Annotated in this window: 23 protein-coding genes; 10 read left to right on the top strand and 13 right to left on the bottom strand. The window is 72.1% G+C overall.

Translation table 11 applies throughout. From position 1 onward, the window contains the following. Positions 1–94: 94 nt before the first annotated feature. The gene (locus ACIO3O_RS05810; RefSeq protein WP_401742383.1) at positions 95–1,690 is read left to right on the top strand and encodes a DUF2079 domain-containing protein; all 1,596 of its coding nucleotides are present in this window, start codon (positions 95–97) and stop codon (positions 1,688–1,690) included. A gap of 54 nt (positions 1,691–1,744) precedes the next feature. Here the strand turns inward: ACIO3O_RS05810 and ACIO3O_RS05805 are convergent, their stop codons facing one another. Beyond that, the gene (locus ACIO3O_RS05805) at positions 1,745–1,999 is read right to left on the bottom strand and encodes an SCO4848 family membrane protein (RefSeq protein WP_401742380.1); all 255 of its coding nucleotides are present in this window, start codon (positions 1,997–1,999) and stop codon (positions 1,745–1,747) included. A 124-nt stretch (positions 2,000–2,123) separates the two neighbouring features. Between ACIO3O_RS05805 and ACIO3O_RS05800 the strand changes: the two genes are divergently transcribed. Continuing rightward, the gene (locus ACIO3O_RS05800; RefSeq protein WP_401742378.1) at positions 2,124–3,365 is read left to right on the top strand and encodes a D-alanyl-D-alanine carboxypeptidase family protein; all 1,242 of its coding nucleotides are present in this window, start codon (positions 2,124–2,126) and stop codon (positions 3,363–3,365) included. Here ACIO3O_RS05800 and ACIO3O_RS05795 read toward each other — a convergent pair. From ACIO3O_RS05795 to ACIO3O_RS05780, 4 genes are read right to left on the bottom strand one after another with little or no spacing between them, the layout of a single operon-like run. Next, positions 3,316–4,245 carry a YihY/virulence factor BrkB family protein gene (locus tag ACIO3O_RS05795; protein WP_401742375.1) on the bottom strand — a complete coding sequence of 310 codons (930 nt, stop codon included), beginning with the start codon at positions 4,243–4,245 and terminating at the stop codon, positions 3,316–3,318. The two genes, ACIO3O_RS05800 and ACIO3O_RS05795, sit on opposite strands and share 50 nt — an antisense overlap. 23 nt (positions 4,246–4,268) lie before the next feature. Beyond that, on the bottom strand, positions 4,269–4,682 hold the full coding sequence (locus tag ACIO3O_RS05790) for a GtrA family protein (protein ID WP_401742372.1): 414 nt from the start codon (positions 4,680–4,682) through the stop codon (positions 4,269–4,271). Next, a complete protein-coding gene (locus ACIO3O_RS05785; protein ID WP_401742369.1) occupies positions 4,679–5,671 on the bottom strand; it encodes a decaprenyl-phosphate phosphoribosyltransferase in 993 nt (330 codons plus the stop codon). The genes ACIO3O_RS05790 and ACIO3O_RS05785 overlap by 4 nt, the downstream gene beginning before the upstream one ends. Beyond that, positions 5,664–6,185 (bottom strand): phosphatase PAP2 family protein, encoded by a 522-nt coding sequence (locus tag ACIO3O_RS05780; RefSeq protein ID WP_401742366.1) that lies wholly within the window; start codon positions 6,183–6,185, stop codon positions 5,664–5,666. Before ACIO3O_RS05780 ends, ACIO3O_RS05785 begins: the two co-directional genes overlap by 8 nt. 179 nt (positions 6,186–6,364) lie before the next feature. Between ACIO3O_RS05780 and ACIO3O_RS05775 the strand changes: the two genes are divergently transcribed. Together ACIO3O_RS05775 and ACIO3O_RS05770 are read left to right on the top strand one after the other, a co-directional pair. Further along, a complete protein-coding gene (locus ACIO3O_RS05775; RefSeq protein WP_401742364.1) occupies positions 6,365–7,747 on the top strand; it encodes an FAD-binding protein in 1,383 nt (460 codons plus the stop codon). Between the two features lie 19 nt (positions 7,748–7,766). Then, complete coding sequence (locus ACIO3O_RS05770) at positions 7,767–8,522, top strand: decaprenylphospho-beta-D-erythro-pentofuranosid-2-ulose 2-reductase (protein WP_401742363.1); 756 nt, start codon at positions 7,767–7,769, stop codon at positions 8,520–8,522. Between the two features lie 165 nt (positions 8,523–8,687). Here ACIO3O_RS05770 and ACIO3O_RS05765 read toward each other — a convergent pair whose 3' ends face one another. Both ACIO3O_RS05765 and trpS read right to left on the bottom strand, forming a co-directional pair. Then, positions 8,688–9,269, bottom strand: coding sequence for a 2'-5' RNA ligase family protein (locus tag ACIO3O_RS05765; RefSeq protein ID WP_401742361.1), 582 nt, complete (start codon positions 9,267–9,269; stop codon positions 8,688–8,690). A gap of 139 nt (positions 9,270–9,408) precedes the next feature. Continuing rightward, positions 9,409–10,419 carry a tryptophan--tRNA ligase gene (gene trpS / locus ACIO3O_RS05760; protein WP_401742358.1) on the bottom strand — a complete coding sequence of 337 codons (1,011 nt, stop codon included), beginning with the start codon at positions 10,417–10,419 and terminating at the stop codon, positions 9,409–9,411. A 29-nt stretch (positions 10,420–10,448) separates the two neighbouring features. Here trpS and ACIO3O_RS05755 point away from each other — a divergent pair, with 29 nt between their 5' ends. The 4 genes from ACIO3O_RS05755 to rocD all read left to right on the top strand — a co-directional run bounded on the left by ACIO3O_RS05755 (position 10,449) and on the right by rocD (position 14,231). Further along, positions 10,449–11,141: an RNA polymerase sigma factor gene (locus ACIO3O_RS05755; protein WP_401742356.1), complete on the top strand. Its 693-nt coding sequence runs from the start codon at positions 10,449–10,451 to the stop codon at positions 11,139–11,141. Then, the gene (locus ACIO3O_RS05750; protein ID WP_401742354.1) at positions 11,116–11,934 is read left to right on the top strand and encodes a hypothetical protein; all 819 of its coding nucleotides are present in this window, start codon (positions 11,116–11,118) and stop codon (positions 11,932–11,934) included. The genes ACIO3O_RS05755 and ACIO3O_RS05750 overlap by 26 nt, the downstream gene beginning before the upstream one ends. Positions 11,935–12,025: 91 nt before the next feature. Further along, positions 12,026–12,841: a hypothetical protein gene (locus ACIO3O_RS05745; protein ID WP_401742351.1), complete on the top strand. Its 816-nt coding sequence runs from the start codon at positions 12,026–12,028 to the stop codon at positions 12,839–12,841. 133 nt (positions 12,842–12,974) lie between these two features. After that, complete coding sequence (gene rocD, locus ACIO3O_RS05740; RefSeq protein ID WP_401742349.1) at positions 12,975–14,231, top strand: ornithine--oxo-acid transaminase; 1,257 nt, start codon at positions 12,975–12,977, stop codon at positions 14,229–14,231. A gap of 12 nt (positions 14,232–14,243) precedes the next feature. Here rocD and ACIO3O_RS05735 read toward each other — a convergent pair whose 3' ends face one another. Then, the gene (locus ACIO3O_RS05735) at positions 14,244–15,428 is read right to left on the bottom strand and encodes a glutathionylspermidine synthase family protein (protein WP_401742346.1); all 1,185 of its coding nucleotides are present in this window, start codon (positions 15,426–15,428) and stop codon (positions 14,244–14,246) included. Between the two features lie 52 nt (positions 15,429–15,480). Then, positions 15,481–15,810 (bottom strand): hypothetical protein, encoded by a 330-nt coding sequence (locus tag ACIO3O_RS05730; RefSeq protein ID WP_401742343.1) that lies wholly within the window; start codon positions 15,808–15,810, stop codon positions 15,481–15,483. Between the two features lie 341 nt (positions 15,811–16,151). On the opposite strand from ACIO3O_RS05730, the gene ACIO3O_RS05725 reads away from it, so the two are divergent. Continuing rightward, positions 16,152–16,535: an STAS domain-containing protein gene (locus ACIO3O_RS05725; RefSeq protein WP_401742341.1), complete on the top strand. Its 384-nt coding sequence runs from the start codon at positions 16,152–16,154 to the stop codon at positions 16,533–16,535. Positions 16,536–16,642: 107 nt separating this feature from the next. Here the strand turns inward: ACIO3O_RS05725 and ACIO3O_RS05720 are convergent, their stop codons facing one another. After that, positions 16,643–18,070 carry a PLP-dependent aminotransferase family protein gene (locus ACIO3O_RS05720; RefSeq protein WP_401742338.1) on the bottom strand — a complete coding sequence of 476 codons (1,428 nt, stop codon included), beginning with the start codon at positions 18,068–18,070 and terminating at the stop codon, positions 16,643–16,645. 47 nt (positions 18,071–18,117) lie between these two features. Here ACIO3O_RS05720 and ACIO3O_RS05715 point away from each other — a divergent pair, with 47 nt between their 5' ends. Then, positions 18,118–18,624, top strand: a complete 507-nt coding sequence (locus tag ACIO3O_RS05715; protein WP_401742335.1) for a carboxymuconolactone decarboxylase family protein — start codon at positions 18,118–18,120, stop codon at positions 18,622–18,624. A 546-nt stretch (positions 18,625–19,170) separates the two neighbouring features. On the opposite strand, the gene ACIO3O_RS05710 is transcribed toward ACIO3O_RS05715, so the two are convergent. From ACIO3O_RS05710 to ACIO3O_RS05700, 3 genes are all read right to left on the bottom strand, one after another. Then, positions 19,171–19,581, bottom strand: coding sequence for a VOC family protein (locus ACIO3O_RS05710; protein WP_401742334.1), 411 nt, complete (start codon positions 19,579–19,581; stop codon positions 19,171–19,173). A 39-nt stretch (positions 19,582–19,620) separates the two neighbouring features. Then, on the bottom strand, positions 19,621–20,511 hold the full coding sequence (locus ACIO3O_RS05705) for an ABC transporter substrate-binding protein (RefSeq protein ID WP_401743378.1): 891 nt from the start codon (positions 20,509–20,511) through the stop codon (positions 19,621–19,623). 80 nt (positions 20,512–20,591) lie between these two features. After that, positions 20,592–22,472 carry an ABC transporter permease gene (locus ACIO3O_RS05700; RefSeq protein ID WP_401743376.1) on the bottom strand — a complete coding sequence of 627 codons (1,881 nt, stop codon included), beginning with the start codon at positions 22,470–22,472 and terminating at the stop codon, positions 20,592–20,594. Between the last annotated feature and the right edge of the window lie 121 nt (positions 22,473–22,593).

Raw genomic sequence — 22,593 nt, 5'->3', positions numbered from 1 at the left:
GGTCCCGCGCATCGGCGCGAAAGGTCAGGACATCCCTGAGGCGCATGGGGAAGAATCGGCTTCTCCTGCCACCGCGCGATCATGGGACCGCACCTTGACCACGTTCACACTCCGCCCTTCGGTGCGCCCCGACGAGGCGGTGCCCGCCGGGCGGCAGCGGGAGCGAATACGGGTCGCGGCCGTCGCCGCCGCCTGTGCCGTCGTCTGCCTGCTGATCGGCCTCCAGCGCTTCCGGCAGCTCCAACTCGGCGGATTCGACCTGGGGTTGTTCGACCAGGGAATAAGGGCCTATTCCCGTTTCGAACTGCCCCGCTCACTCATCAAGAGCGTGCACCACGGATTCCCCCCCGAATTCTCCCTGCTGGGGGATCACTTCTCGCCGATACTCGCGCTCGCCGCCCCCTTCTACTGGGTGTGGGACGACCCCCGCACACTCCTCCTCGTACAGTCCCTGCTGTTCGGCGCGGGCGTGCCGGTCGTGGCGCGTCTGGTCCGCAGGGAATGCGGCTCCGCACTCGCCCCTCGCGCCCTGTCCCGCCTCACCCTCGCCTTCTGCCTGGTGTACGGATGCGGGGCCGCCCTCCTCTACGCGAGCCGTGCCGGATTCCACGAAGTCGCCTTCGCCGTACCGCTGTTCCTGCTCCTCTTCGAGCGGGCGAGGGCACGGGCGTACGGGCAGGCGGTGGTGGTCGCCCTGCTGCTGTGCCTGACGAAGGAGGACCTCGGGCTGTCCGTCGGGATCTTCGGCGCGGTGCTCGCGCTGCGGTCGCGGCGGGCCGGGGACCGGCGCGGGGTGCGGACGGGCGGGGTGCTGCTGGTGCTCGGACCGTTCGCCTCGCTGGCGGCGATCGTCCTGTTCGTGCCGTGGATGGGCGGGGACGCACAGTTCTACTGGCAGTACAGCGAGCTGGGCGCGAGCGCGAGCGAGGCCCTCGTGCATGTGGTCCTGCATCCCCTGGACACCCTGCGGGCGGCGCTCACCCCGTCGGCGAAGGCGCTGCTCCTGCTGTGGACCTTCGGGTCGCTGCTCTTCCTGCCGCTGCGTTCCGCGCTCACCCTGTGCGCGCTGCCGCTGCTCGCCGAGCGGCTCTTCTCGGACAACGGGAACCACTGGCAGGCCCTGCACCACTACGGTGCTTTCGTCTGGCCGATCCTGGTCGCCGCGTCGGTCGAGACGACGGGGAGGATCGCCCGCCGGTGGGAGCGGAGAAGGGCGGAGAGAGCGGCAAAAGGCGCTGCGGTGTTCGCCGCCGGAATCACCCTCTTCGGCGTGCTGATATCCGGTTCCTGGCACATCGTGCTGCCCAGCCACTGGCAGCGTGACGCCCATCAGGAGGCCGCACTCACGGCCGTACGGAAAATACCCGACGGAGTGACCGTCGAGGCCGACAACAATCTCGCCCCGCGCCTGACCCGGCGCACCCGGGTGATGATCCTGGACGTCCTGCCGCGCCATGCGGAATGGGTGCTGCTGGACACGACGAAGAAGGCGTTCCCGTTCCCCGACGCACAGGCGCAGAAGGACCGGCTGCTGCTGCTCCGGAAGGCCGGATACGTCGTCGCGTACGAGTCCCGGGGCGTCGTCCTGCTGCGCCGCCCCTCCCCGGCCGTCGTCGTCCCGGGCAGCGTCGAGCAGGGGCGCGGCGACCTGCCGGGCTACGACACGGCGGACGTGCGGGTGTTCGGCTGAGCCCGGCGCACCGGTGAGCGCCGTGTGCCGGTGAGCCCTGTGCGCCGGTGAGCCCTAGGCGCCGGTGGCGCTTTCCCGCCGCAGTGCCCGCACCGAGCGGAACCCGATCACGCCGATGCCCGTCCCCAGAAGGAAGGACGTCACGGCGAGCAGCAGGTGGACCCAGAAGTACGCCGTCGGGTCACCCGCGTCGTCGAAGGCGAGACCGCTCCCGTCCGCGACGAGATTCTTGACGAAAGTGATCCAGATGAACCAGCTCCACACCCCGAAGGCGAGCAGGAACCAGGAGAGGGTGCGGTTGAGCTTCATGGGTCCAGTATTGCCGTCGGTCGCCTCCCGCCGAGCGCGGGGTGCTGGGCTGTCCCGGCGGAGCTTGCGGCGGGTCCGGCACGCGGTGACCGTATCCACAGACGCGCCCTGTACGTTCACGTCCGTGTCTGCCGTGAAAAGGACCGCCGTCGCGGTCGCCTCCGCCGCCCTGCTGGCCCCCACGCTGCTCCTCGCTCCGGCGGCCCATGCCGCCCCGGACCCGAAGTCCGACGACAAGCCGAAGCCCCCGGCCCGGATGTCCTCGGTCGGCGGCGAGCGGCTGGGCAAGGCAGGCACCCAGGTCAACCTCGGTCCCGGGGTGCCGGTGCTGCCCCAGGGGCTGTCCGGCCGGTCCTGGATCGTCGCGGACGCGGAGAGCGGCGAGGTGCTGGCCTCGCACAACGCGCACTGGCGGCTTGCCCCGGCCTCGACCCTGAAGATGCTCTTCGCGGACACGGTGCTGCCGAAGCTCCCCAAGGAGCAGGTCTACAAGGTGAAGCCCGCGGACCTGGCGGACGTGGGCGAGGGCAGCAGCACGGTCGGGATCAAGGAGAACTCCTCGTACTCGGTGCGCGACCTGTGGCTCGGGGTGTTCCTGAACTCCGGCAACGACGCGGTGCACGTGCTGTCCGCCCTGAACGGCGGCGTCCCCAAGACCGTCGCCGACATGAACGCGCACGCCCACGACCTCCAGGCCGTCGACACCACGGTCGTCTCCCCGGACGGCTACGACGCGCCGCGGCAGGTGTCGAGTGCGTACGACCTGACCCTCATCGCCCGGTCCGGCATGCAGAAGAAGGACTTCCGGGAGTACGCGGCGACGGCGACCGCCAAGTTCCCCGACGAGGAGAAGCCCGGCGGCCAACGGGAGTCCTTCGAGATCCAGAACACCAACCGGCTGATGACCGGCGCGGACGGCGTCGCCCGGTACCCGGGCATCGCGGGCGTCAAGAACGGCAACACCAGTCACGCCGGGGCGACCTTCACCGGTGTCGCCCAGCGCAACGACCGGGTCCTGCTGGTCACCGTGATGAACCCGCAGTCCGACGAGAGCCAGGCGGTCTACAAGGAGACGGCCAAGCTGTTCGACTGGGGCTTCCAGGCGGCGGCCGCGAAGATCAAGCCGGTCGGTGAGCTGGTCGCGCCGAAGAACGTCGACACCAGCGCCGCGAAGCCCGCACCCCCGGCCCCGAAGGCCAAGCAGACGCAGGCGCCGACCCAACTGGCCGCCGCCGAGGACTCCTCCAGCGGGGTCGGGATCGCGCTCGCGGTGGCGGGCGGGGCGCTGATGGTGCTGGCCGGTGCGGTGTTCCTGGTCAACCGGAGGTGGCCGGTTCCGGCGCTGGCGCGTCGCCGCCAGGAGTAGCGTCCTCGACTCCGCTCCTGGCGGGGCCGTCCGCGTGGGGCGCCGCCGTCCAGGCGGCGCAGCACAGCATCAGCTTCGCGGTGAAGTTGATCCACAGCAGCAGGGCGACGGGGACGCCGAAGGCCCCGTACATGCTCTTGGAGGCGACTCCGCTCATGTAGCCGCCCAGCAGCATCTTCAGGAGCTCGAAGCCGACCGCGCCGATGAGCGCCGCGACCAGGAGCCGGCGGCGCTCCGGCTGCACGCCGGGCAGCAGGGTCAGTACGTACAGCAGGAGCAGGAAGTCCGCCGCGACGGCGACCGCGAGGGCGGCGATCCGCAGCAGGACACCGCCCGCGCCGTCCTCCGGGATGCCCACGGCGCGGGCGGTCCAGCCGACCGCGGACGACCCGACGGTGGAGGCGACCATCGAGCCGAGCCCGGCGAGGCCGAGGCCCGCGAGGACCACGGCGTCCTTGGCCTTGCGCAGGATCGGGTTGCCCTCGTCGACGTCCTCCAGGTCCCACACGGCGCGCAGGCATTCGCGCATCGAGCCGACCCAGCCGATGCCGGTGAACAGCAGGAGCGCACCGGCGACGAGGCCGACGGTTCCGGCGTTGTCGATCAGGGCGTCGATGTTCAGCTGGTCGGAGATGCCGGGGACCTGCTCGGCGATGCTCTTCTTGATCTCGGCGACCTGGTCCTTGCTGAGCACCGCCGCGCTGATCGCCGCGCCCACCGTGATCAGCGGGAACAGCGCGAGGAAGCTGATGAAGGTGATCGCCGCGGCGAGCCTGCTCCACTTCGCCCGGTCCAGGGTCTCGTACGTGCGCCAGATGTGGGTGCCCATCAGACGCGTGATCCAGGGCCCGATCACCGGGAGGTTCTTCAGCCAGTCCATGATCTTTGTGTACCCGCCTGCTCTCAGTTACGGAAAACCAATGTGCGGGTACCCCAAAACCGCAGGCAGGTCGCCAGCGCCATGCCGACGAGTGAACCGGAGACGGTGTCGGCGCGCGGCGAGGTCAGGCCGAGGCCGTAGTGCGAGACCGCCAGGCAGAGCAACTGGACCAGGGCGCCCGCCACGTTGACGGCGAAGAAGACGCCGTACTGGCGCAGGCGCGAGACCTGCGCCGTCTGGTTCTTGTACGTGCCCAGGGCGTTCCCGGCGTACGCGACGGTGCATCCGGCGAGGAAGGCGACGGCCTTCGCGGAGAGCGGGGCCCAGTCGAGGGGGCCGCGCAGCCAGACGAAGAGGGCGAGGTCGGCGAGGTAGGCGCAGACGCCGACGGCGGCGAAGGAGCCGAGCTCGGAGAGGTTCGGCTTTCGGGCGCTCACAGGTCGGCGACCGCCAGCGCGTACATCGCCATCCAGACCAGGCCGATCAGGAGCAGGCCGCGGTCGCGCAGGACGACGTCCTCGGGGGCTCCGGCGGTGCCGCGGTCGGCGAAGACGGCGTAGCGGAGGATGCCGACGATGTAGGCGATCATGGAGAGTTCGCGCCAGGGGAGGATGCCGCCGTCGGTGGCGCCGCCGCGTTCCATGGCCCACAGGCAGTAGCCGAGCAGGGTGACGCCTGCGGCGAGCTGCCAGACGAAGCGCAGGTAGCCGGTGGTGTATTCGCTGAGCAGGGCGCGGGTCTTGCCCTTGAGGGGGCTGTCGGCCATCTGGGCGGCTTCGGAGTAGCGCTTGGCGGCGACCATGAACAGGGCGCCGAAGCCGGTGGTGATGAGGAACCAGCGGGACAGCGGGATGCCGAGCGCGATGCCGCCGATCATGGCGCGCATCAGGAAGCCGGTGGTGACGACGACGAGGTCGATGACCAGGACGTGCTTGAGGCGCAGGCAGTACGCCATCTGCATCACGACGTAGCCGGTGAGCAGGCCCGCGGTGAGCGGGTTGCAGAGGAAGGCGGCGGCGGTCGGCGCGAGGATCGCCAGCAGCGCCCCGGTGGCGTGCGCGACGGAGACGGGGACCTGGCCGGCGGCGACGGGGCGGCGGCACTTGGTGGGGTGGGCGCGGTCGGCCTCGGCGTCGAGGGCGTCGTTGATCAGGTAGACGGCGGACGCGGCGGCCGTGAACAGGGCGAAGACGATGCCCAGTTGGACGGCGGAGTGGACGGAGAAGAGCTGGCCCGCGGCGGCGGGGGCGGCCACCACCAGGCTGTTCTTGATCCACTGGCGGGGGCGGGCGGTGCGCAGCAGGCCCAGCGGGAGGCCGAGCGGGCGCAGGGTGCCGCGCTGCGGCGGGAGGGTGGGGCCGCCGGGGGTGGTGGCGCGGCGGTCCTGCTGCTTCTCCAGCAGGGGGATGACGGTGCGGTCAGACACGGGAGGCCTCCCTGCGCCGGAGCCACGTCGCGCCGAGGCCCGCGGTGATCCCGCCGAGGGCCGCACCGGCGGCGACGTCGCTCGGGTAGTGCACGCCGACGACCAGCCGGGAGACGCACATCGCGGCGGCCAGCGGCGGGACGACCTGCCGGCCGAAGGGGCCGAGCGTGCCGAGGGCGACCGCGGCCGCGGCGGCGGAGGTGGCGTGCGAGCTGGGGAAGGAGTGCCGGCCCAGGGTCTTCACCAGGGGCCGGCGGTCGGGGAGTTGGGGGCGGGGGCGGCGCACGACGCGCTTGACGCCCATGCTCGCCAGGTGGGCCGCGCCGATCAGTGCCGTACCGCGCAGCCACGCGCCGCGCCGCTCGCAGTCGGCGGCCGCGCCGAGCAGTCCGGCCGCCAGCCACAGCGCGCCGTGCTCACCACTGAAGGAGAGGGCTCGGGCGGCTGCGGCCACCTTGGGGTCCGCACCGCAGTCGCGCATCGCGGACAGCAGACGGTGGTCCACTTCTCGCATCTGTCTTCCCTTGGGATTTCGGTGTGCGTGGCCCGGAGGGGCGCACATCAGGGGAGACTCTTGTCGGGAAAATGCCAATATTCATGACATTTCGTTATGACACTCGATCAACCACCCATTCCGCCGAAACGTCGCAGTTCTCAGCAATTACCCGTGTATGGGGCGATACGGTCACGCCCATGGCTGACAACACCACGCTCCCCGCCGACCTCGACGCCGACTCCTTCGCCTCCGTGACCGGCTGGGGCCGCACCGCCCCGACGACCGCCCTGGTGGTGCGTCCGCGGACGTACGAGGAGGCAGCGGCGGCGGTACGAAGCTGCGGGACGCGCGGCTCGATCGCCCGGGGGCTGGGCCGGGCGTACGGCGACGCCGCGCAGAACGCGGGCGGCTCGGTCCTGGACATGACGGGCCTGGACCGCATCCGCAGCGTCGACGCGGACGCGGGGGTCGTGGTGTGCGACGCCGGGGTGAGCCTGCACCGGCTGATGGAAGTGCTGCTGCCGCTCGGCTGGTTCGTGCCGGTGACCCCGGGCACCCGCTACGTCACCGTCGGCGGGGCGATCGGCGCGGACATCCACGGCAAGAACCACCATGTGTCGGGGGGCTTCTCCCGGCACGTGCGCTCGCTCCGCCTGCTGCTCGCGGACGGCGAGGTGCGCGAGGTCCTCCCCGGCACCGACCTCTTCGACGCGACCGCCGGGGGCATGGGGCTGACCGGTGTCATCCTCTCCGCGACGGTCCAACTGCTGCCCGTGGAGACCTCGTTGATGTCGGTGGACACCGAGCGCGCCACCGACCTCGACGACCTGATGACCCGCCTCACCGAGACCGACCACCTCTACCGGTACTCCGTCGCCTGGATCGACCTCCTCGCCCGCGGGGCCGCCATGGGCCGCGCCGTCCTCACCCGGGGCGACCACGCCCCGCTGGACGTGCTGCCCGCGCGCGCCCGCCGCCACCCGCTGGCCTTCCGCCCCGGACAGTTCCCGGGCGCACCGTCCTTCGTGCCCGAGGGGCTGCTGGGCCGCAGGTCCGTCGGCCTCTTCAACGAGCTCTGGTACCGGCGGGCCCCGCGCTCCCGGGTCGGCGAGCTCCAGAAGATCTCGACCTTCTTCCACCCCCTGGACGGTGTTCCGCACTGGAACCGGATCTACGGCCGCAGCGGCTTCGTCCAGTACCAGTTCGTCGTCCCGTACGGGCAGGAGGAGGCCCTGCGCCGGATCGTCGGCCGGATCTCCCGGCGCGGCTGCCCGTCCTTCCTGGCCGTCCTCAAGCGGTTCGGCGACGGCGACCCGGGGTGGCTGTCCTTCCCGGTGCCCGGCTGGACGCTCGCCCTGGACATCCCGGCGAACATGCCCCGCCTGGGCGCCTTCCTGGACGAGCTCGACGCGGAGGTCTGTGCCGCCGACGGGCGCCTCTACCTGGCGAAGGACTCACGGGTGCGTCCCGAGACGCTCGCCGCGATGTACCCGAAGCTGGCCGACTTCCGGGCCCTGCGCGCCCAGCTCGACCCGCACGGGGTCTTCACCTCGGACCTCTCCCGCCGCCTCTCCCTCTGACCCCCTGGAGTTCACGCTCATGAAGGACGCCTTCGGCACCCCGCAGTCCCTGCTCGTCCTCGGCGGCACGTCCGAGATCGGGCTCGCCACCGCCCGCCGCCTGGTCGCCCGCCGCACCCGCACGGTGTGGCTGGCGGGCCGCCCCTCGCCCGCCCTGGACGCGGCGGCGGGCCAGCTCCGCGACCTGGGGGCGGAGGTCCGCACGCTGGCCTTCGACGCCCTGGACAGCGCCTCGCACGAGGAGGTGCTGGGCAAGGTCTTCGCGGAGGGCGACATCGACATGGTGCTGATCGCCTTCGGGCTGCTCGGCGACCAGGCCCGCGACGAGGCCGAGCCGATGGCCGCCGTCCGGGTCGCCCAGACGAACTACACGGGCGCGGTCTCGGCGGGCCTGGTCTGCGCGAACGCCCTCCAGGGCCAGGGCCACGGCTCGCTGGTCGTGCTGTCCTCGGTCGCGGGCGAGCGGGCCCGCCGGGCGAACTTCATCTACGGCTCCAGCAAGGCGGGCCTGGACGCGTTCACGCAGGGTCTGGGGGACGCGCTGCACGGGACGGGGGTGCACGTCATGGTCGTACGCCCCGGATTCGTACGGACGAAGATGACGGAGGGCATGGAGGAAGCGCCGCTCGCGACGACGCCGGAGGCCGTTGCCGAGGCCATCGAGGCGGGCCTGCGCAGGCGCGCGGAGGTGGTGTGGGTACCGGGAGCGCTGCGCGCGGTGATGTCGGCCCTGCGCCACGTCCCGAGGCCCTTGTTCCGACGCCTGCCGGTGTAAGGGCGCGCTCACGGGCGTGAACTGCTACGTCGCCGGGCGGGGGGAACACCCCAGGGGCGCGGGGCTGTGTCAATGTGCGGCTCCGCCGCGTGGGCGCGACCAGCCACAACGGGCCCGCGCGGAAACCCCCCGCTCACCGCCGCCGCACCCGCACGGACCCCGCACTCAGTGCAGCGCGGGCGCGTCGTACGGCAGCCCCTGCGGCGGCAGATCGCCCTGCGCCCCGCCCCCGAACGCGTAGTCGCACAGCTTGCGCCACACCCCGTCGGCCCCCTGCTCGTACAGGGCGAAGGATTCGCAGGACCACTCGGCGGCGTACGTGGAGAGCTCCTCGTACGCCCGGTCCATGCCCTCCTCCGCGATCCCGTGGGCGACCGTCACGTGCGGGTGGTACGGGAACTGGAGCTCACGCACCAGCGGCCCCGAAGCGTCCCGTACCCGCTTCTGCAGCCACGCGCACGCGGACGCGCCCTCGACGACCTTCACGAAGACCACCGGCGACAGCGGCCGGAAGGTGCCCGTGCCCGCGAGGCGCATCGGGAACGGCTGCACGGACGCGGCGACCGCCGCCAGGTGCGCCTCGACCGCCGGCAGGAGATCCGCGTCGATCTCCGTCGGCGGCAGCAGCGTGACGTGGGTAGGGATGCCGTGTGCGGCAGGGTCCCCGAAGGCCGCGCGCCGCTCCTGGAGCAGGCTGCCGTACGGCTCCGGGACCGCGATCGAAACGCCGAGCGTTACGGTCCCCACGTCGTTCTCCTCGTCGTCACTGCGGGTGGGTGGATGAAGCTGTCGCAGTGCAGTGTGGCGGGCGCAGGGGCCTCGGGGCCAGAGTCCAAGGTCCGGGGCCTGCGGGACGTGCGTCCGCCACCGCTGCACGCCGTACGGGTCAGTGCTTGGCGGGCAGGAAGCCGATCCGGTCGTAGGCCTGGGCGAGGGTCTCGGCGGCGACCGCGCGGGCCTTCTCGGCGCCCTTGGCGAGGATCGCGTCCAGGGTCTCCGGGTCGTCCAGGTAGGCCTGGGTGCGCTCCCTGAAGGGGGTCACGAACTCCACCATCTGCTCGGCGAGGTCCGTCTTGAGCGCGCCGTACATCTTGCCCTCGTACTCCTTCTCCAGCTCGGCGACGGACTTGCCGGTGAGGGTGGAGGAGATGGTGAGGAGGTTGGAGACGCCGGGCTTCTCGACGGGGTCGAAGCGGATCACCGTGTCGGTGTCGGTGACCGCGCTCTTGACCTTCTTCGCGGTGGTCTTCGGCTCGTCCAGGAGGTTGATGAGGCCCTTCGGCGTGGACGCCGACTTGCTCATCTTGATGCTGGGGTCCTGGAGGTCGTAGATCTTCGCCGTCTCCTTGAGGATGTACGGCTCCGGGACGGTGAAGGTCTCGCCGAGGCGCGCGTTGAAGCGCTCCGCGAGGTCGCGGGTCAGCTCGATGTGCTGGCGCTGGTCCTCGCCGACGGGGACCTGGTGGGCCTGGTAGAGCAGGATGTCGGCGACCTGGAGGACCGGGTAGGTGAAGAGGCCGACGGTGGTGCGGTCGGAGCCCTGCTTGGCGGACTTGTCCTTGAACTGGGTCATCCGGGAGGCCTCGCCGAAGCCGGTGAGGCAGTTCATCACCCAGCCGAGCTGGGCGTGCTCGGGCACGTGGCTCTGGATGAAGAGGGTGCAGCGGTCCGGGTCCAGGCCCGCGGCCAGCAGCTGGGCGGCGGCCAGGCGGGTGTTGGCGCGCAGCTCGGCGGGGTCCTGCGGGATCGTGATCGCGTGCAGGTCCACGACCATGTAGAAGGCGTCGTGCGTCTCTTGCAGAGCCACCCACTGGCGCACGGCGCCGAGGTAGTTGCCGAGGTGGAACGAGCCTGCGGTGGGCTGGATGCCGGAGAGCACACGGGGTCGAGAGGCCATGTTCATCATTCTCTCAGGTGCGCAACGGGATGCTCTCAGGTGGGGAACCGAAGGACCGCCTCCGGTGTATCACGTACGTGAGAACGCTGGAGGGGACCCTGAGAGGGGGCGGCGTCGTCGTCGATGAAGCCGCGGTGATCGCACGCGTGCTGTCCGGGGAGACCGAGGCGTACGCGGAGCTGGTGCGGGCCCACACGGGCACCGCGCTGCGGGCGGCCGTGGCGCTCGGGGCGGGGGCGGACGCCGAGGACGTGGTGCAGACGGCCTGGGTGAAGGCGTACCAGGCGCTGGGCGGCTTCCGGGAGGGTTCGGCCTTCCGGCCGTGGCTGATACGGATCGTGGTCAATGAGACCAGGAACACAGTGCGGGCGGCGTCCCGGCTGCGCTCCGCCGTGGGCCGGGAGGCCGCACTGACCGGGCCCCTCCCGCTGATACCGGAGTCGGCGGACCCGGCGGTGGCCGCGGTGCGGCGCGAGCGGCAGTCGGTGCTGGCCGCCGCGCTGGCGGAGCTGAGCGAGGAGCACCGGCAGGTGATCACGTGCCGGTACCTGCTGGAGCTGGACGAGGCGGAGACCGCGCAGGCCCTGGGCTGGCCGAGGGGGACGGTGAAGTCCCGGCTGAACCGGGGGCTGCGCAAGCTGGAGCGGATGCTGCCTGCGGAGCTGGCGGACGAGCTGCGGGAAGGGGGTGGAGTGCGTGGGCGCGGGCGGCGAACTGCCTGACGAGCTGCGGGAGTTGGGGCAGGCGATCCGGGTGCCGGAGGGCGTCGGGGATTCGATGGCCGAGCGGGTGCTGGCGCAGTTGCTCGCGGAGGGCGTCCCGGCGCCCGCGCCGACGCCTCCTCCTCCGGTGTCACGCCGGACCCGGCTGCGGGCGTGGCTGCGGCGGCGGTGGCGGGCGCTGGCGGCGGGGCTGTCCGGGCTGCTGGTGGTGCTGGCGCTGACCCCGCCGGTGCGGGCGGCGGTGGCGGACTGGTTCGGCTTCGGCGGGGTCCGGGTGCGGTACGAACCGGGGCGGGCGACACCGTCCCCGGACCCGGTGCCGGGCTGCCCGGGTGCGCTGACGCTCGCGGCGGCCGAGCGGCGGGCGGGGTTCGCGGTGCGGCTGCCGGAGGCGCTCGGGAGGCCGGGCGGGGCTTCGGTGTCGGCGGACGGGCGGGTGCTGTCGGTGTGCTGGGCGGGCGGGGGCGGTGGGGGTGGTGCGGGCGGTGGGCCGGTGCGGCTGGACGTGTTCCGGGCGGCGCTGGACCCGCTGTTCTACAAGACCGTTTCCGGGGAGCCGGAGTGGACGGAGGTCGGGAGGAACACGGCGCTCTGGTTCCCGGTGCCGCACCGGCTGACGCTGCGGCTCCAGGACGCGGCCGGGCAGCCGTTCGCCCCGGTGGTCAGGACGGCGGCGCCGACCCTGGTCTGGCAGCCGGACGACACGCTGACCATGCGGCTGGAGGGGGTCGCCCCGAGGGCGAGGGCGGTCCGGGTCGCCGCGTCCGCCGGGAACGGGCCGGTCGGAAACTGACCCGGCGGGAGGGGGAACCCGGGCGGTCCGGGCGGTGTATCAGAGGCAACGGAGCAAGACACCTGGACGGCTGGGGGGACTCATGGCACTCATGGCACTCATGCGACGCATCCGGCACCGGCTTCGCGCTCTGCACCGCCCTCCGCACCGACCCCCGCACCGGCCTCTGCACCGGCTGGCCCTGCTGCTCGTGGTGTTGGGCCTGGCCTGGGCGCAGAGCACGGCGGCGCAGGCCGGGGGCCCGACGAGCGTACTGCTGGCCTGTCCGGTCAACGGGAAGACCGCCGCCCGGTATGCCTCCGACCTGGACTACCGGTATCTGCTGGAACTGCTGGAGCCGCCGCCCGCGAAGCAGGCCGGGCGGGCGGAGAGGCCTCCGCTGGAGGTGGGGATGGATGCCGACGAGATCAATGTGACCTGGCTGGTCAACGACACCGTCGCCTGGCGCACCCAGCAGGTGTACGTGCGGGACGACGGCCGGACCGTGTGGATACACACCGCCTCCGACGGCCCGACGGACAACGAGGGTTCCTGGCACAGGGCGGGCGACCCGAAGCCCCTGTCGGCCCTGTTGAAGCGGTGGGGGCTGACGGCACCCCCCACCGAGGAGGCCGTGGTGCCCTCGTGGCCGACGCACGGGCCGCCCCCTTCCTGGTACGAGCGGCGTGCCGAGCTGGACCGTGCGGCCCGCGCCCCCGGGGTCACGGACGAGGTGCCGTCGCCCGTCCCGTCGCCCGTCGCGGCCCCCGGGGTGAGGCACGCAACGGACAACTGGTGGTGGTCGCTACCCGGACTGACCGCCGGGGCCCTGGCGGCGGCGCTGTTCCTGCGGTGGCGCACGGACCGGGAGGGCGGATCGAGGGAGGCGGACCCGCCGGGGCAGCGGGGTCAACTCATCGACCTGTGAACGGCGGTTCGGGCGGAAGATGTGCTCCGGGCGGCAAGGTTTCCGCGCCCTCCCCGTGACCGACGATAGAAAGGGGCGCCGTCCGCACCTTGCGCAGGACGGCCGTATCCCGCACCTGACGATCGGAGTTCCCGTGTCGACAACGGAGGCCACCACGAACACCACCGACGCCACCACGGACGCCACGGCCACCACCGCGGAGGCCATCGCATCGGCGGAGGCGCACAGCGCGCACAACTACCACCCGCTCCCCGTCGTCGTCGCCTCGGCCGAGGGCGCCTGGATGACCGACGTCGAGGGCCGCCGCTTCCTCGACATGCTCGCCGGGTACTCGGCGCTCAACTTCGGGCACGGCAACCGCCGGTTGATCGACGCGGCGAAGGCGCAGCTGGAGAGAGTGACGCTGACCTCGCGGGCCTTCTACCACGACCGGTTCGCCGCGTTCTGCGACGAGTTGGCGGCCCTGTGCGGCATGGAGATGGTGCTGCCGATGAACACGGGGGCGGAGGCCGTGGAGACGGCCGTGAAGACCGCCCGCAAGTGGGGCTACCGGGTCAAGGGCGTACCGGACGGGCGGGCCAGGATCATCGTGGCCTCGGACAACTTCCACGGCCGTACGACGACGATCGTCAGCTTCTCCACGGACCCGGAGGCCCGGGCGGACTACGGGCCGTACACCCCCGGCTTTGACGTCGTGCCGTACGGGGACCTGGAGGCGCTGGCCGCGGCGGTCACCGACGACACGGTGGCGGTGCTGCTGGAGCCCATCCAGGGCGAGGCGGGGGTGCTGGTGCCGCCGCCCGGATATCTGGCGGGGGTGCGGGAGTTGACGACCGCGCGGAACGTGTTGTTCATCGCGGACGAGATCCAGTCGGGTCTGGGCCGGACCGGGAAGACCTTCGCCTGTGAGCACGAGGGCGTGGTGCCCGACATGTACGTGCTGGGCAAGGCGCTCGGCGGCGGGGTGGTGCCGGTGTCGGCGGTGGTGTCGTCGGCCGAGGTGCTGGGGGTGTTCAAGGCGGGCGAGCACGGGTCGACGTTCGGCGGGAATCCCCTGGCCTGCGCGGTGGCGCTGGAAGTGATCGCGATGCTGCGCGGCGGCGAGTTCCAGCAGCGGGCCGCCGAGCTGGGCGACCATCTGCACAGCGAGCTGAACCTGCTGGTCGGCCAGGGCGCGGTGCGGGCGGTGCGCGGGCGCGGGCTGTGGGCCGGGGTGGACATCGACCCGGCGCGCGGCACCGGCCGGGAGATCTCCGAGCAGTTGATGGAGCGGGGGGTGCTGGTGAAGGACACCCACGGGTCGACGATCCGGATCGCCCCGCCGCTGGTGATCAGCAAGGAGGAACTGGACTGGGGGCTGGACCAGCTCCGGGCCGTGCTGGAGGTGTGACGACCGGGGTCGTTAGAGGATGACGTGGGGCAGGAAGCGGGCGTACTCGTCCGTGACCAGCCCCGCGGACTCCCGGATGCCGAGCCCCGCCGCCTCGTCCTCGATCACCCAGGCGCCGAGCACGGTGCGGTTGCCGTCGAAGTCGGGCAGCGGGGCCAACTCCTGGTAGCAGACGGCCTCTTCGGTGGGCGCGGGCGGCTCGGAGCCGGGGGCGTGGACGGTGACTCCGGCGCCCTCGCGGCCGAGGAGGGGCTTGGCGACGTACCCCTTCGTGTCCGCCAGCTCGCGGGGGCCGTCGAGGTAGGCGGCGAGCAGGTTGGGGTGGCCGGGGTAGAGCTCCCAGAGGACGGCGAGGAGGGCCTTGTTGGACAGGAGCATCTTCCAGGCGGGTTCGATCCAGCAGGTGGTGCCGGTGCCGCCGCCGTTGTCGAGGGTGGACAGCACGTGCGGGCCGAAGCGGTCGGTGGCCAGCCACTCCCACGGGTAGAGCTTGAAGCAGCTGCGGATGAAGCGGAGTTTCTCGTCGACGAAGCGGCGGGAGAGGCGATCCCAGCCGATCCGTTCGACGGAGATCGCCTCGGTGCGGATGCCGGCCTGTTCGGCGGTCTCGCGCAGGTAGGCGACGGTCATCAGGTCCTCGCCGAGCTCGTCGCCGTCGGAGTGGGCGAAGTGCAGGGGGCCGGGCGGCAGGAGCGCCGACTGCCGCTTCCAGGCGTCGACCAGGCGTTCGTGCAGGGAGTTCCACTGGTCGGCACCGGGGAACAGCTCCTCCATCCAGAACCACTGCGGGCTCGCGGCCTCGACCAGGGAGGTGGGGGTGTCGGCGTTGTACTCCAGCATCTTCGCCGGGCCGGTGCCGTCGTAGCGGAGGTCGAAGCGGCCGTAGAGGGAGGGGAGTTCGGCGCGGCGCTGCCAGGACTCGGTGATCAGCCGGGCCAGCTTGGGGTCGGTGATGCCGAGGTCGGCGAAGCGGTCGTGCTCGACGATGTGGGCGGCGGCGGCCAGGCACATGGTGTGCAGCTCCTCCACGACCTCTTCGAGGACTTCGACCTCGGGGAGGGTGAAGGAGTAGTAGGCGCTCTCGTCCCAGTACGGGCGGAGGGTGTCGTCGGGGTAGCGGGTCAGGGGGTAGATGACGCCCTGCTCCTCGACGATGCGCTGCCAGTCGGGGCGGGGGGTGGTGGTGTGGCGCTTCATGGCGGGGCCTTCGGCGGGGGCGCGGTGCGGGGCGGCGGGGAGGGGCGGAGGGTCAGCCGCCGCCGGAGCCGGAGCAGCCGAAGCCGCCCCGGTCGACGGCCTGCTTGTCGAAGCTGCCGCCGGAGACGCGCTTGTTGCTGACGTTGCCGCCGTAGTAGTAGGCGCCGTGGTGGGCGGAGGAGCTGCCGCTACTGCCGCTGCTGCTGCCGCCGTCATCGTCGTCGTCGCACTCGTAGCTGGGCAGCTCTTCCTGGGTGACCGGGTCGACGCAGCGCCGGTCCGGTTCGTCGCCGCAGGAGGTGAGGGTGAGGGCGAGCATTCCCATGCCGCCGAGCACCACCGTGCTGGACCTCAGTCGTCGCCGTCGCCCTGCCGCTGCCATGCCCGGCCCACTCCCCCGCGTTCGCTCTCCACCTGAACTGACTCTGGACCGTCGACACACTAGAGGGCTGCGGGCCCGTGAGGAACGCCAGAGCCCGGACCGGGGGGTTTTGCCCCGGTGAGGGTGGGGGGTGATACGGAAACTCCAGGATGGTTTACCCTTCACCTATGTGCGGGATCTTCACCCCGCCTCCCCATGCCGCCCCGGCCGGTCTCCCCCGTCCGGCCGGGGCTTCTCTTCCCCGTCGCCTCCCCTTCACCCCCGGTGCGTTTCTTTCGCGCGGCCGGGTGATCCTCGGGCCGCGACGGTGCCCCCGGGGGCCGGGCCTCGTTGCAGACGGCGTGAACACCACTGCAAGCCCCTCTCACATACTGCCGATCCCGATCCGTACCGGCCGTGGCGTCACCAGGCGTCCGCTGCCCGGCGTCGTGGCCGCGTGCCGCGCCGAGGGCAGCACCCTGAGCATCGCCGTGCAGGGCGAGATCGACCACTTCACGGCTGCCCCGCTGAGCGCGCTGCTCACGTCGGCGGCGGCGTTCGGGCACACCCGACTGGTGGTCGACGCGTCACGGGTGACGTTCTGCGACTCCGGCTTCCTGAACGCGCTGCTCGCCTGGCGGCGGGGCGGCCGGAGGCTGATTCTGGCGGCCGCCTCGGCGGCGGTGAAACGGCTGCTTCGGGCCAGTCGGAGCGGGAAGCTCCTGATGGAGGAGGCCCTGAGGTGACCGTTCCGGTCGACTGACCGGCTTTTCCGGCCCCCGGGCCCGTGCGGTGCTGCCGCGCGGGGCGGGGGCCGGTCGCTGTTGTGGGCTGCGCGGAGGCTCACCCCGACTCACCCCAACGCCCGGACCAGGGCTTCCAGGGCGCCGGGCCAGGCGCTGTCCGGTGGGGTGGCGTAGGCGACGATCAGGCCGTCGCGGGGGGTGCCGGGGGCCCGGGGGTGGCGGTAGGTGGAGAGGCCCTCCAGGGCGAGGCCCTGCCAGTGGGCGGCGCGCAGCACCGCGCGTTCCGTGCCCTCGGGGAGTTCCAGGATGGCGTGCAGGCCCGCCGCGATTCCGCTGACGCGGACGTGCGGGGCGTGCGCGGCCAGCGCCGCCACCAGGTCGTCACGCCGACGCCGGTAGCGCAGCCGCTTGGCGCGGACGTGCCGGTCGTACGCCCCGGAGGAGAGGAACTCGGCGAGGGTGAGCTGTTCCAGCGCGCTGGAGGTGTTGTCGTACGGGGAGAGGTGCGGGAGGAGGTCGGGGGTGAGGACCGCCCAGGACAGGCGCAGGCCGGGGGCGAGGGCCTTGCTGGTGGTGCCGAGGTAGACCACGCGGTCCGGGTCGAGGCCCTGGAGGGCGCCGACGGGCTGGCGGTCGTAGCGGAACTCGCCGTCGTAGTCGTCTTCGAGGATCAGCCCGCCGGTGCCGCGCGCCCAGTCGACGGCGGCGGCCCGCCGGTCGGGGTGCAGGGCGACGCCGGTGGGGAACTGGTGGGCGGCGGTGAGCAGCGCCGCGCCCACACCGGACAGCCCCGTCAGCTCATCGGTCCGGGAGCCGAGTTCGTCGAGGCCGAGGGCGGGGGTGCGCAGGCCCGCCGCGGTGAAGCAGTCGCGGTGGAAGGGCAGTCCGTACGACTCGGTGGCGACCGCCTTGGTCGTGGGCGAGCGGTGGCGCAGGGCGGCGGCCAGGAAGGTCAGCGCGTTGACGTAACCGGAACGGATGACGAGGCGTTCGGGGTCGGCGTGCACGCCGCGGGCGCGGGCCAGGTAGTCGGCGAGGACGGTGCGCAGCTCGATGCGGCCGCGGGGGTCCCCGTAACCGAAGGCCTCGTTGGGGGCGGCGGTCAGGGCCTTGCGGGAGGCCTTCAGCCAGTCGGCGCGGGGGAAGGTGGAGACGTCGGGGGCGCCGGGCATCAGGTTGAAGGCGGGAGTGGTACGCGCCGGGGCCGACCGCGCGGAAAGGGGCTGCTTGCGCGGGACGGCGGGGCGGGCGCGTCCGGCGATGCGGGTGCCGGAGCCCTGGCGGGCGGTGAGCCAGCCCTCGGCGACGAGTTCCGCGTAGGCGTCGGCGACGGTGTTGCGGGCGATGCCCAGGTCGGCGGCGAGGCTGCGGGAGGAGGGCAGGCGGGTGCCGGGGGCCAGGCGGCCGGTGCGGGCGGCTTCGCGCAGGGCGTCGCGCAGGCGCGTGCGCAGGCCGGAACCGGCACCCGGGGCGGACAGGTCGAGGTGGAGGTCCTTGCCGAGTTCGGCCCGGTAAGTGGCCCAGGAATCTGCCATGGGAATGGACCATAGCCGTGGGCCGTCCCGGGCGTAACGTCGGACGCATGACGACAACGAACGAGAACACCCCGGTGAACGTCCCCGAGCACACCCCCCGCATGAACTGGTCCGAGCACGCGCCCGAGGTCTTCAAGGCGATGCTCCAGCTGGAGAAGGCCACCCGCAAGCACCTCGACCCGGTGGTCGCGGAACTGGTGAAGATCCGCGCCTCGCAGATCAACCACTGCGCGTTCTGCCTGGACATGCACACCAAGGACGCGCTGGCCGCCGGGGAGCGGGTGGAGCGGATCGTGCAGCTCTCGGCGTGGGAGGAGTCGCAGCACTTCTACACGGCGAAGGAGATCGCGGCGATCGAGCTGACCGAGGCGATCACGGTGGTGACGGACGGGTTCGTGCCGGACGAGGTGTACGAGAGGGCGGCGAAGCACTTCGACGAGGTGGAGCTGGCGCATCTGATCGCGGCGATCAACACGATCAATGTGTGGAACAGGTTCGCGGTGTCGACGCGGATGGTGCCGGGGCACTATGTGGCGGGCTCCATCAAGCACTGACCCCCCGGGACGCGGGGCGCACGCGCCCTCCAGGGACGCGGGGCTGTGCTGCACGTGCGACTCCGCCGCGCTGGGCGCCCCGTCAGGGGCGCGGGGAACTGCGCGACCAGCCACCCACTCACCCGCACGGACCCGTGCAATCGCCGCGCGGCGAGCGCTTTAGGGAAAGGGGCGGGTCCGGGGCCTCTCCTGCCCGAGCGACACGGGCTGACGCGTCCGGTACGGGGGCGGGCCGGGCCCCTTTGGACGCGCGTCCGGCGCAGGTGCTGGGCCAGGGGCGGCACCCGGGTGGGCCGGGAGCGGGAGGGGCCGCCCCCTTGCCCGCCCGTCCCGCCCCCGGGGGGCGGCCCCGCCGCCCAAGGGGGCGAGGGGAAGAGGCAGGAGGGCGGCCCCGCAGCCCAAAGGGGCTAGGGGGAAGGGGGGCGGCCCCGCCGCCCGAGGGGGCCGGGGCGCCCGAGGGGGCCGGGGCGCCCGAGGGGGCCGGGGCGGCAGTTCGCGATGGGGGTGCGGTGGTCTCCCCGGAGAGGGCGGTGGCGGGTGGGATGCTCAGTCGCGTCCCGGCCAGGTCGGCCCCCCGTCCGTCCAGACGACACCCTTGTTGCGGCACAGGCAGAAGGGATGGCCGATCGGGTCGGTGTAGACCCGCCAGCCGTACCCCTCCGGCCCGATGAAGTCCTGCCGCAGCGTCGCGCCCAGGTCGAGAACGCGACGCTGCTCGGCCTCGATGTCGTCCACCTCGAAGTCGAGGTGGAACTGCTTGGGGTGCCCACCGTCCGGCCACTGCGGAGCCCGATAGTCGTCCACCCGGATGAACGCCAGCTCGATCTCGCCGAACGTGATGCCCGCCCAGTCCTCCGAGGAGGACTCCTTGACCGGGCGGCCCGTCACCTCGGAGTAGAAGGCGGCCAGCTTCATCGTGTCCGGGCAGTCGATGATGAAATCAGTCAGTCGCAGCATCCCGCGATCCTGCCACGGCCCCCACCCGACGTCGCGTGCTTATTCCTTCGGGAGCCACGCCCGCCACACCGACTCGTTGTCCGCGACCCACTTGCGCGCCGCCTCGTCCGGCGAGAGCTTCTGGTCGGCGATCATCAGCGACACGGCGTTCTGCTGGTCGGCGTTCCACTTGAAGTTCTTCAGGAACTGGGCCGCCTTGCCGCCCTTCTTCGCGAAGTTCGCGTTCATGTACTTCGCGAGCGGGGTCGTCGGGTACTCGCAGTCGATGTCCTCGGGCGCCTTCGCCGCGCACGCGTCGGAGTACTTCGGCAGCTTCACCTCCACCATCGGCACCTGCTCGAACAGCCACTGCGGCTTGTACCAGTAGGTGAGGAAGGGCTTCTTCGACTTCGCGAAGCGCTGGATCTGCGTGATCTGCGCGGCCTCGGAGCCCGAGAAGACCACCTGGTAGTTGAGCTTGAGGTTGTCGACCAGGGGCTTGTCGTTGGTGACGTAGGACGGGGAGCCGTCCAGGAGCTGGCCCTTGCCGCCGCTCTCCGGCGTCTTGAACTGGTCCGCGTACTTGTTGAGGTTGCGCCAGTCGGTGACGTCCGGGTGCTTGTCGGCGAAGTACTTCGGGACCCACCAGCCGATGTGGCCGATCACGCCGACCTCGCCCGCCGGGACGATGGTCTTCTTGTCCTTGACGTAGCGCTGTTCCTGCTCGGGGTGCCCCCAGTCCTCCATGATCATGTCGACGCGGCCCTGGCTCAGGGCGTCCCACGCGGGGACCTCGTCGACCTGGACGGTGTCGACGCGGTAGCCGAGTTCGCGTTCCAGGATGAGCTTGGCGACGGCGACGTCCGCCTGGGCGCCGACCCAGGACTGGACGGAGAGAGTGACCGTCTTCGCGCCCGCCGCGTTCGCGTACGGGGACGCCTGCTGGGTCATGTCGGCGGCGCCGCAGCCGGTGAGGAGCAACGCCCCGAGGCCGAGTGCGGTCGCCTTGAACGCCGTACGACGAGAGATGTTCACGCGTCCTCCTTGCGGGCGGCCCGCGAGGGCTGGGTCACCCGGTCGAGCATCAGGCCGAGGCAGACGATGGCCGCGCCCGCCTTGAGGCCGGTGGCCAGGTCGCCCTGCGCGAGGCCGAAGACGACGTCGTAGCCGAGTGCGCCACCGCCGACCAGGCCGCCGATGATGACGACGGCGAGGACCAGGACGACGCCCTGGTTGACGGCGAGGAGCAACGAGGGCCGGGCGAGCGGCAGTTGGACCTGACGGAGCTGCTGGCCGCTGGTCGCGCCGAGCGAGCGGGCGGATTCCAGGGCCGCCGGGGAGACCTGCTGGAGGCCCTGGGTGGTGATGCGTACGACGGCCGGGAGCGCGTAGACGACGGCGGCCGCGGCGGCCGGGGCGCGGCCGACGCCGAACAGGGCGACGACCGGGATCAGGTACACGAACTGCGGCATCGTCTGCATCACGTCCAGCACCGGGCGCAGGACGCGCTCCAGGCGGCTGCTGCGGGAGGCGGCGATACCGATCGCGAAGCCGATGACCAGGGTGACGGCCACGGCGGCGAGCACCTGGGACAGCGTGTCCATGGACGGCTTCCACACGCCGAGCACACCGATCGCGGCCATGGCCAGCACGGCGGTGAGCGCCGACTTCCAGGTGCCGATCAGCCAGGCGAGCGCGGCGACCAGGAGCAGGACCGCGTACCAGGGCAGCGAGGTCAGGCCCGAGCGGATCGGGTCCAGGACCCAGGAGGTGAAGTGGCCGGCCCAGTCGGCGGTGCCGCCGACGACGGGCACGCCGGAGTAGAGGTGGTCGGTCATCCAGCCGACGGCCTTGTTGACGGTCGGGGCGATCTGGACCGACCAGGACTCGGGCCACAGGAGCGCCCCGGCGAGGCGGGTGGCGACCGCGACGGCGGCGACGGCCACGACGCCGACCAGCGCGGGAACCCAGGACCGGCCGTGTTCGCGGTCGCCGGAGCCGGCGGCCGCGGTGACCCGGTCGAGGACGATCGCCATCAGCACGATGGGGAGTCCGGCGGCGAGGGCCTGGCCCACGTCGACGGAGGCGAGCGCCTGGTAGACGCGGTCGCCGAGACCGGCGGCACCGATGACGGACGCGATGACGGCCATGGACAGCGCCATCATGATCGTCTGGTTGAGGCCGAGCAGGAGCTGCTTGCGGGCCAGCGGCAGGCGGGCCGTGACGAGCCGCTGCCGGGCGGTCGCACCGAGGGACGCGACGGCTTCGAGGACGCCCTTGTCGGCCTCGCGCAGACCGAGCGCGGTGAGGCGGGCCATCGGCGGGGCCGCGTACACGACGGTCGCCAGGACCGCCGCCGGGACGCCGATGCCGAAGATCAGCACGACGGGCAGGAGGTACGCGAACGCCGGGAGCACCTGCATGGTGTCCAGCACCGGCCGCAGGATGCGGAACGTACGGTCCGAAAGCCCGGCGGCAAGTCCCAGGAACGCGCCCAGGATCACCGACGCGGCGACGGCGACGGCCATCAGCGCCAGGGTCTGCATCGTCGGCACCCACATGCCGAGCAGCCCGCAGGCGGCCAGCGACACGGCGGTCCCAGCGGCCAGCTTCACCCCGGCCGCCCGCCAGGCGATCAGCGCGGCGAGGGCGGTGGTGCCGGCCCAGCCGAGGGCGAGCAGGACGAGGTAGACGGCCCGCACGGAGAGGACGACCGCGTTGGAGATGTGGCCGAAGAAGTAGAGGAAGAGCGGGTGGCCGTCGCGGTTGTCGATGATCCAGTCGCTGACCTTGCCGAGGGGTTCGGTGAGGTCGACGGTGAGGGGGGCGGGCCAGCTGCCGGACGCCCAGCGGGTGTGCAGGACGGGAATCGCGACGGCGGCCACGACAAGAAGCACACCGAGCTTGAGCAGGCCGGGCCGACGGGTGATCTTCTCCCGCCAACCACCCTCCTGCGTACGGGACTTCGGCGTTGCGGAGGTGGTGGTCACGGCACTCACGCGCTCACCCCACCCAACCGGAAGGCGCTACTGA

Source organism: Streptomyces sp. NPDC087440, assembly GCF_044744005.1.
Taxonomy (GTDB): Bacteria; Actinomycetota; Actinomycetes; order Streptomycetales; family Streptomycetaceae; genus Streptomyces.
The sequence above is the reverse complement of the archived record's forward strand: the minus strand, read 5'-3'. Positions and strand labels throughout refer to the sequence as shown.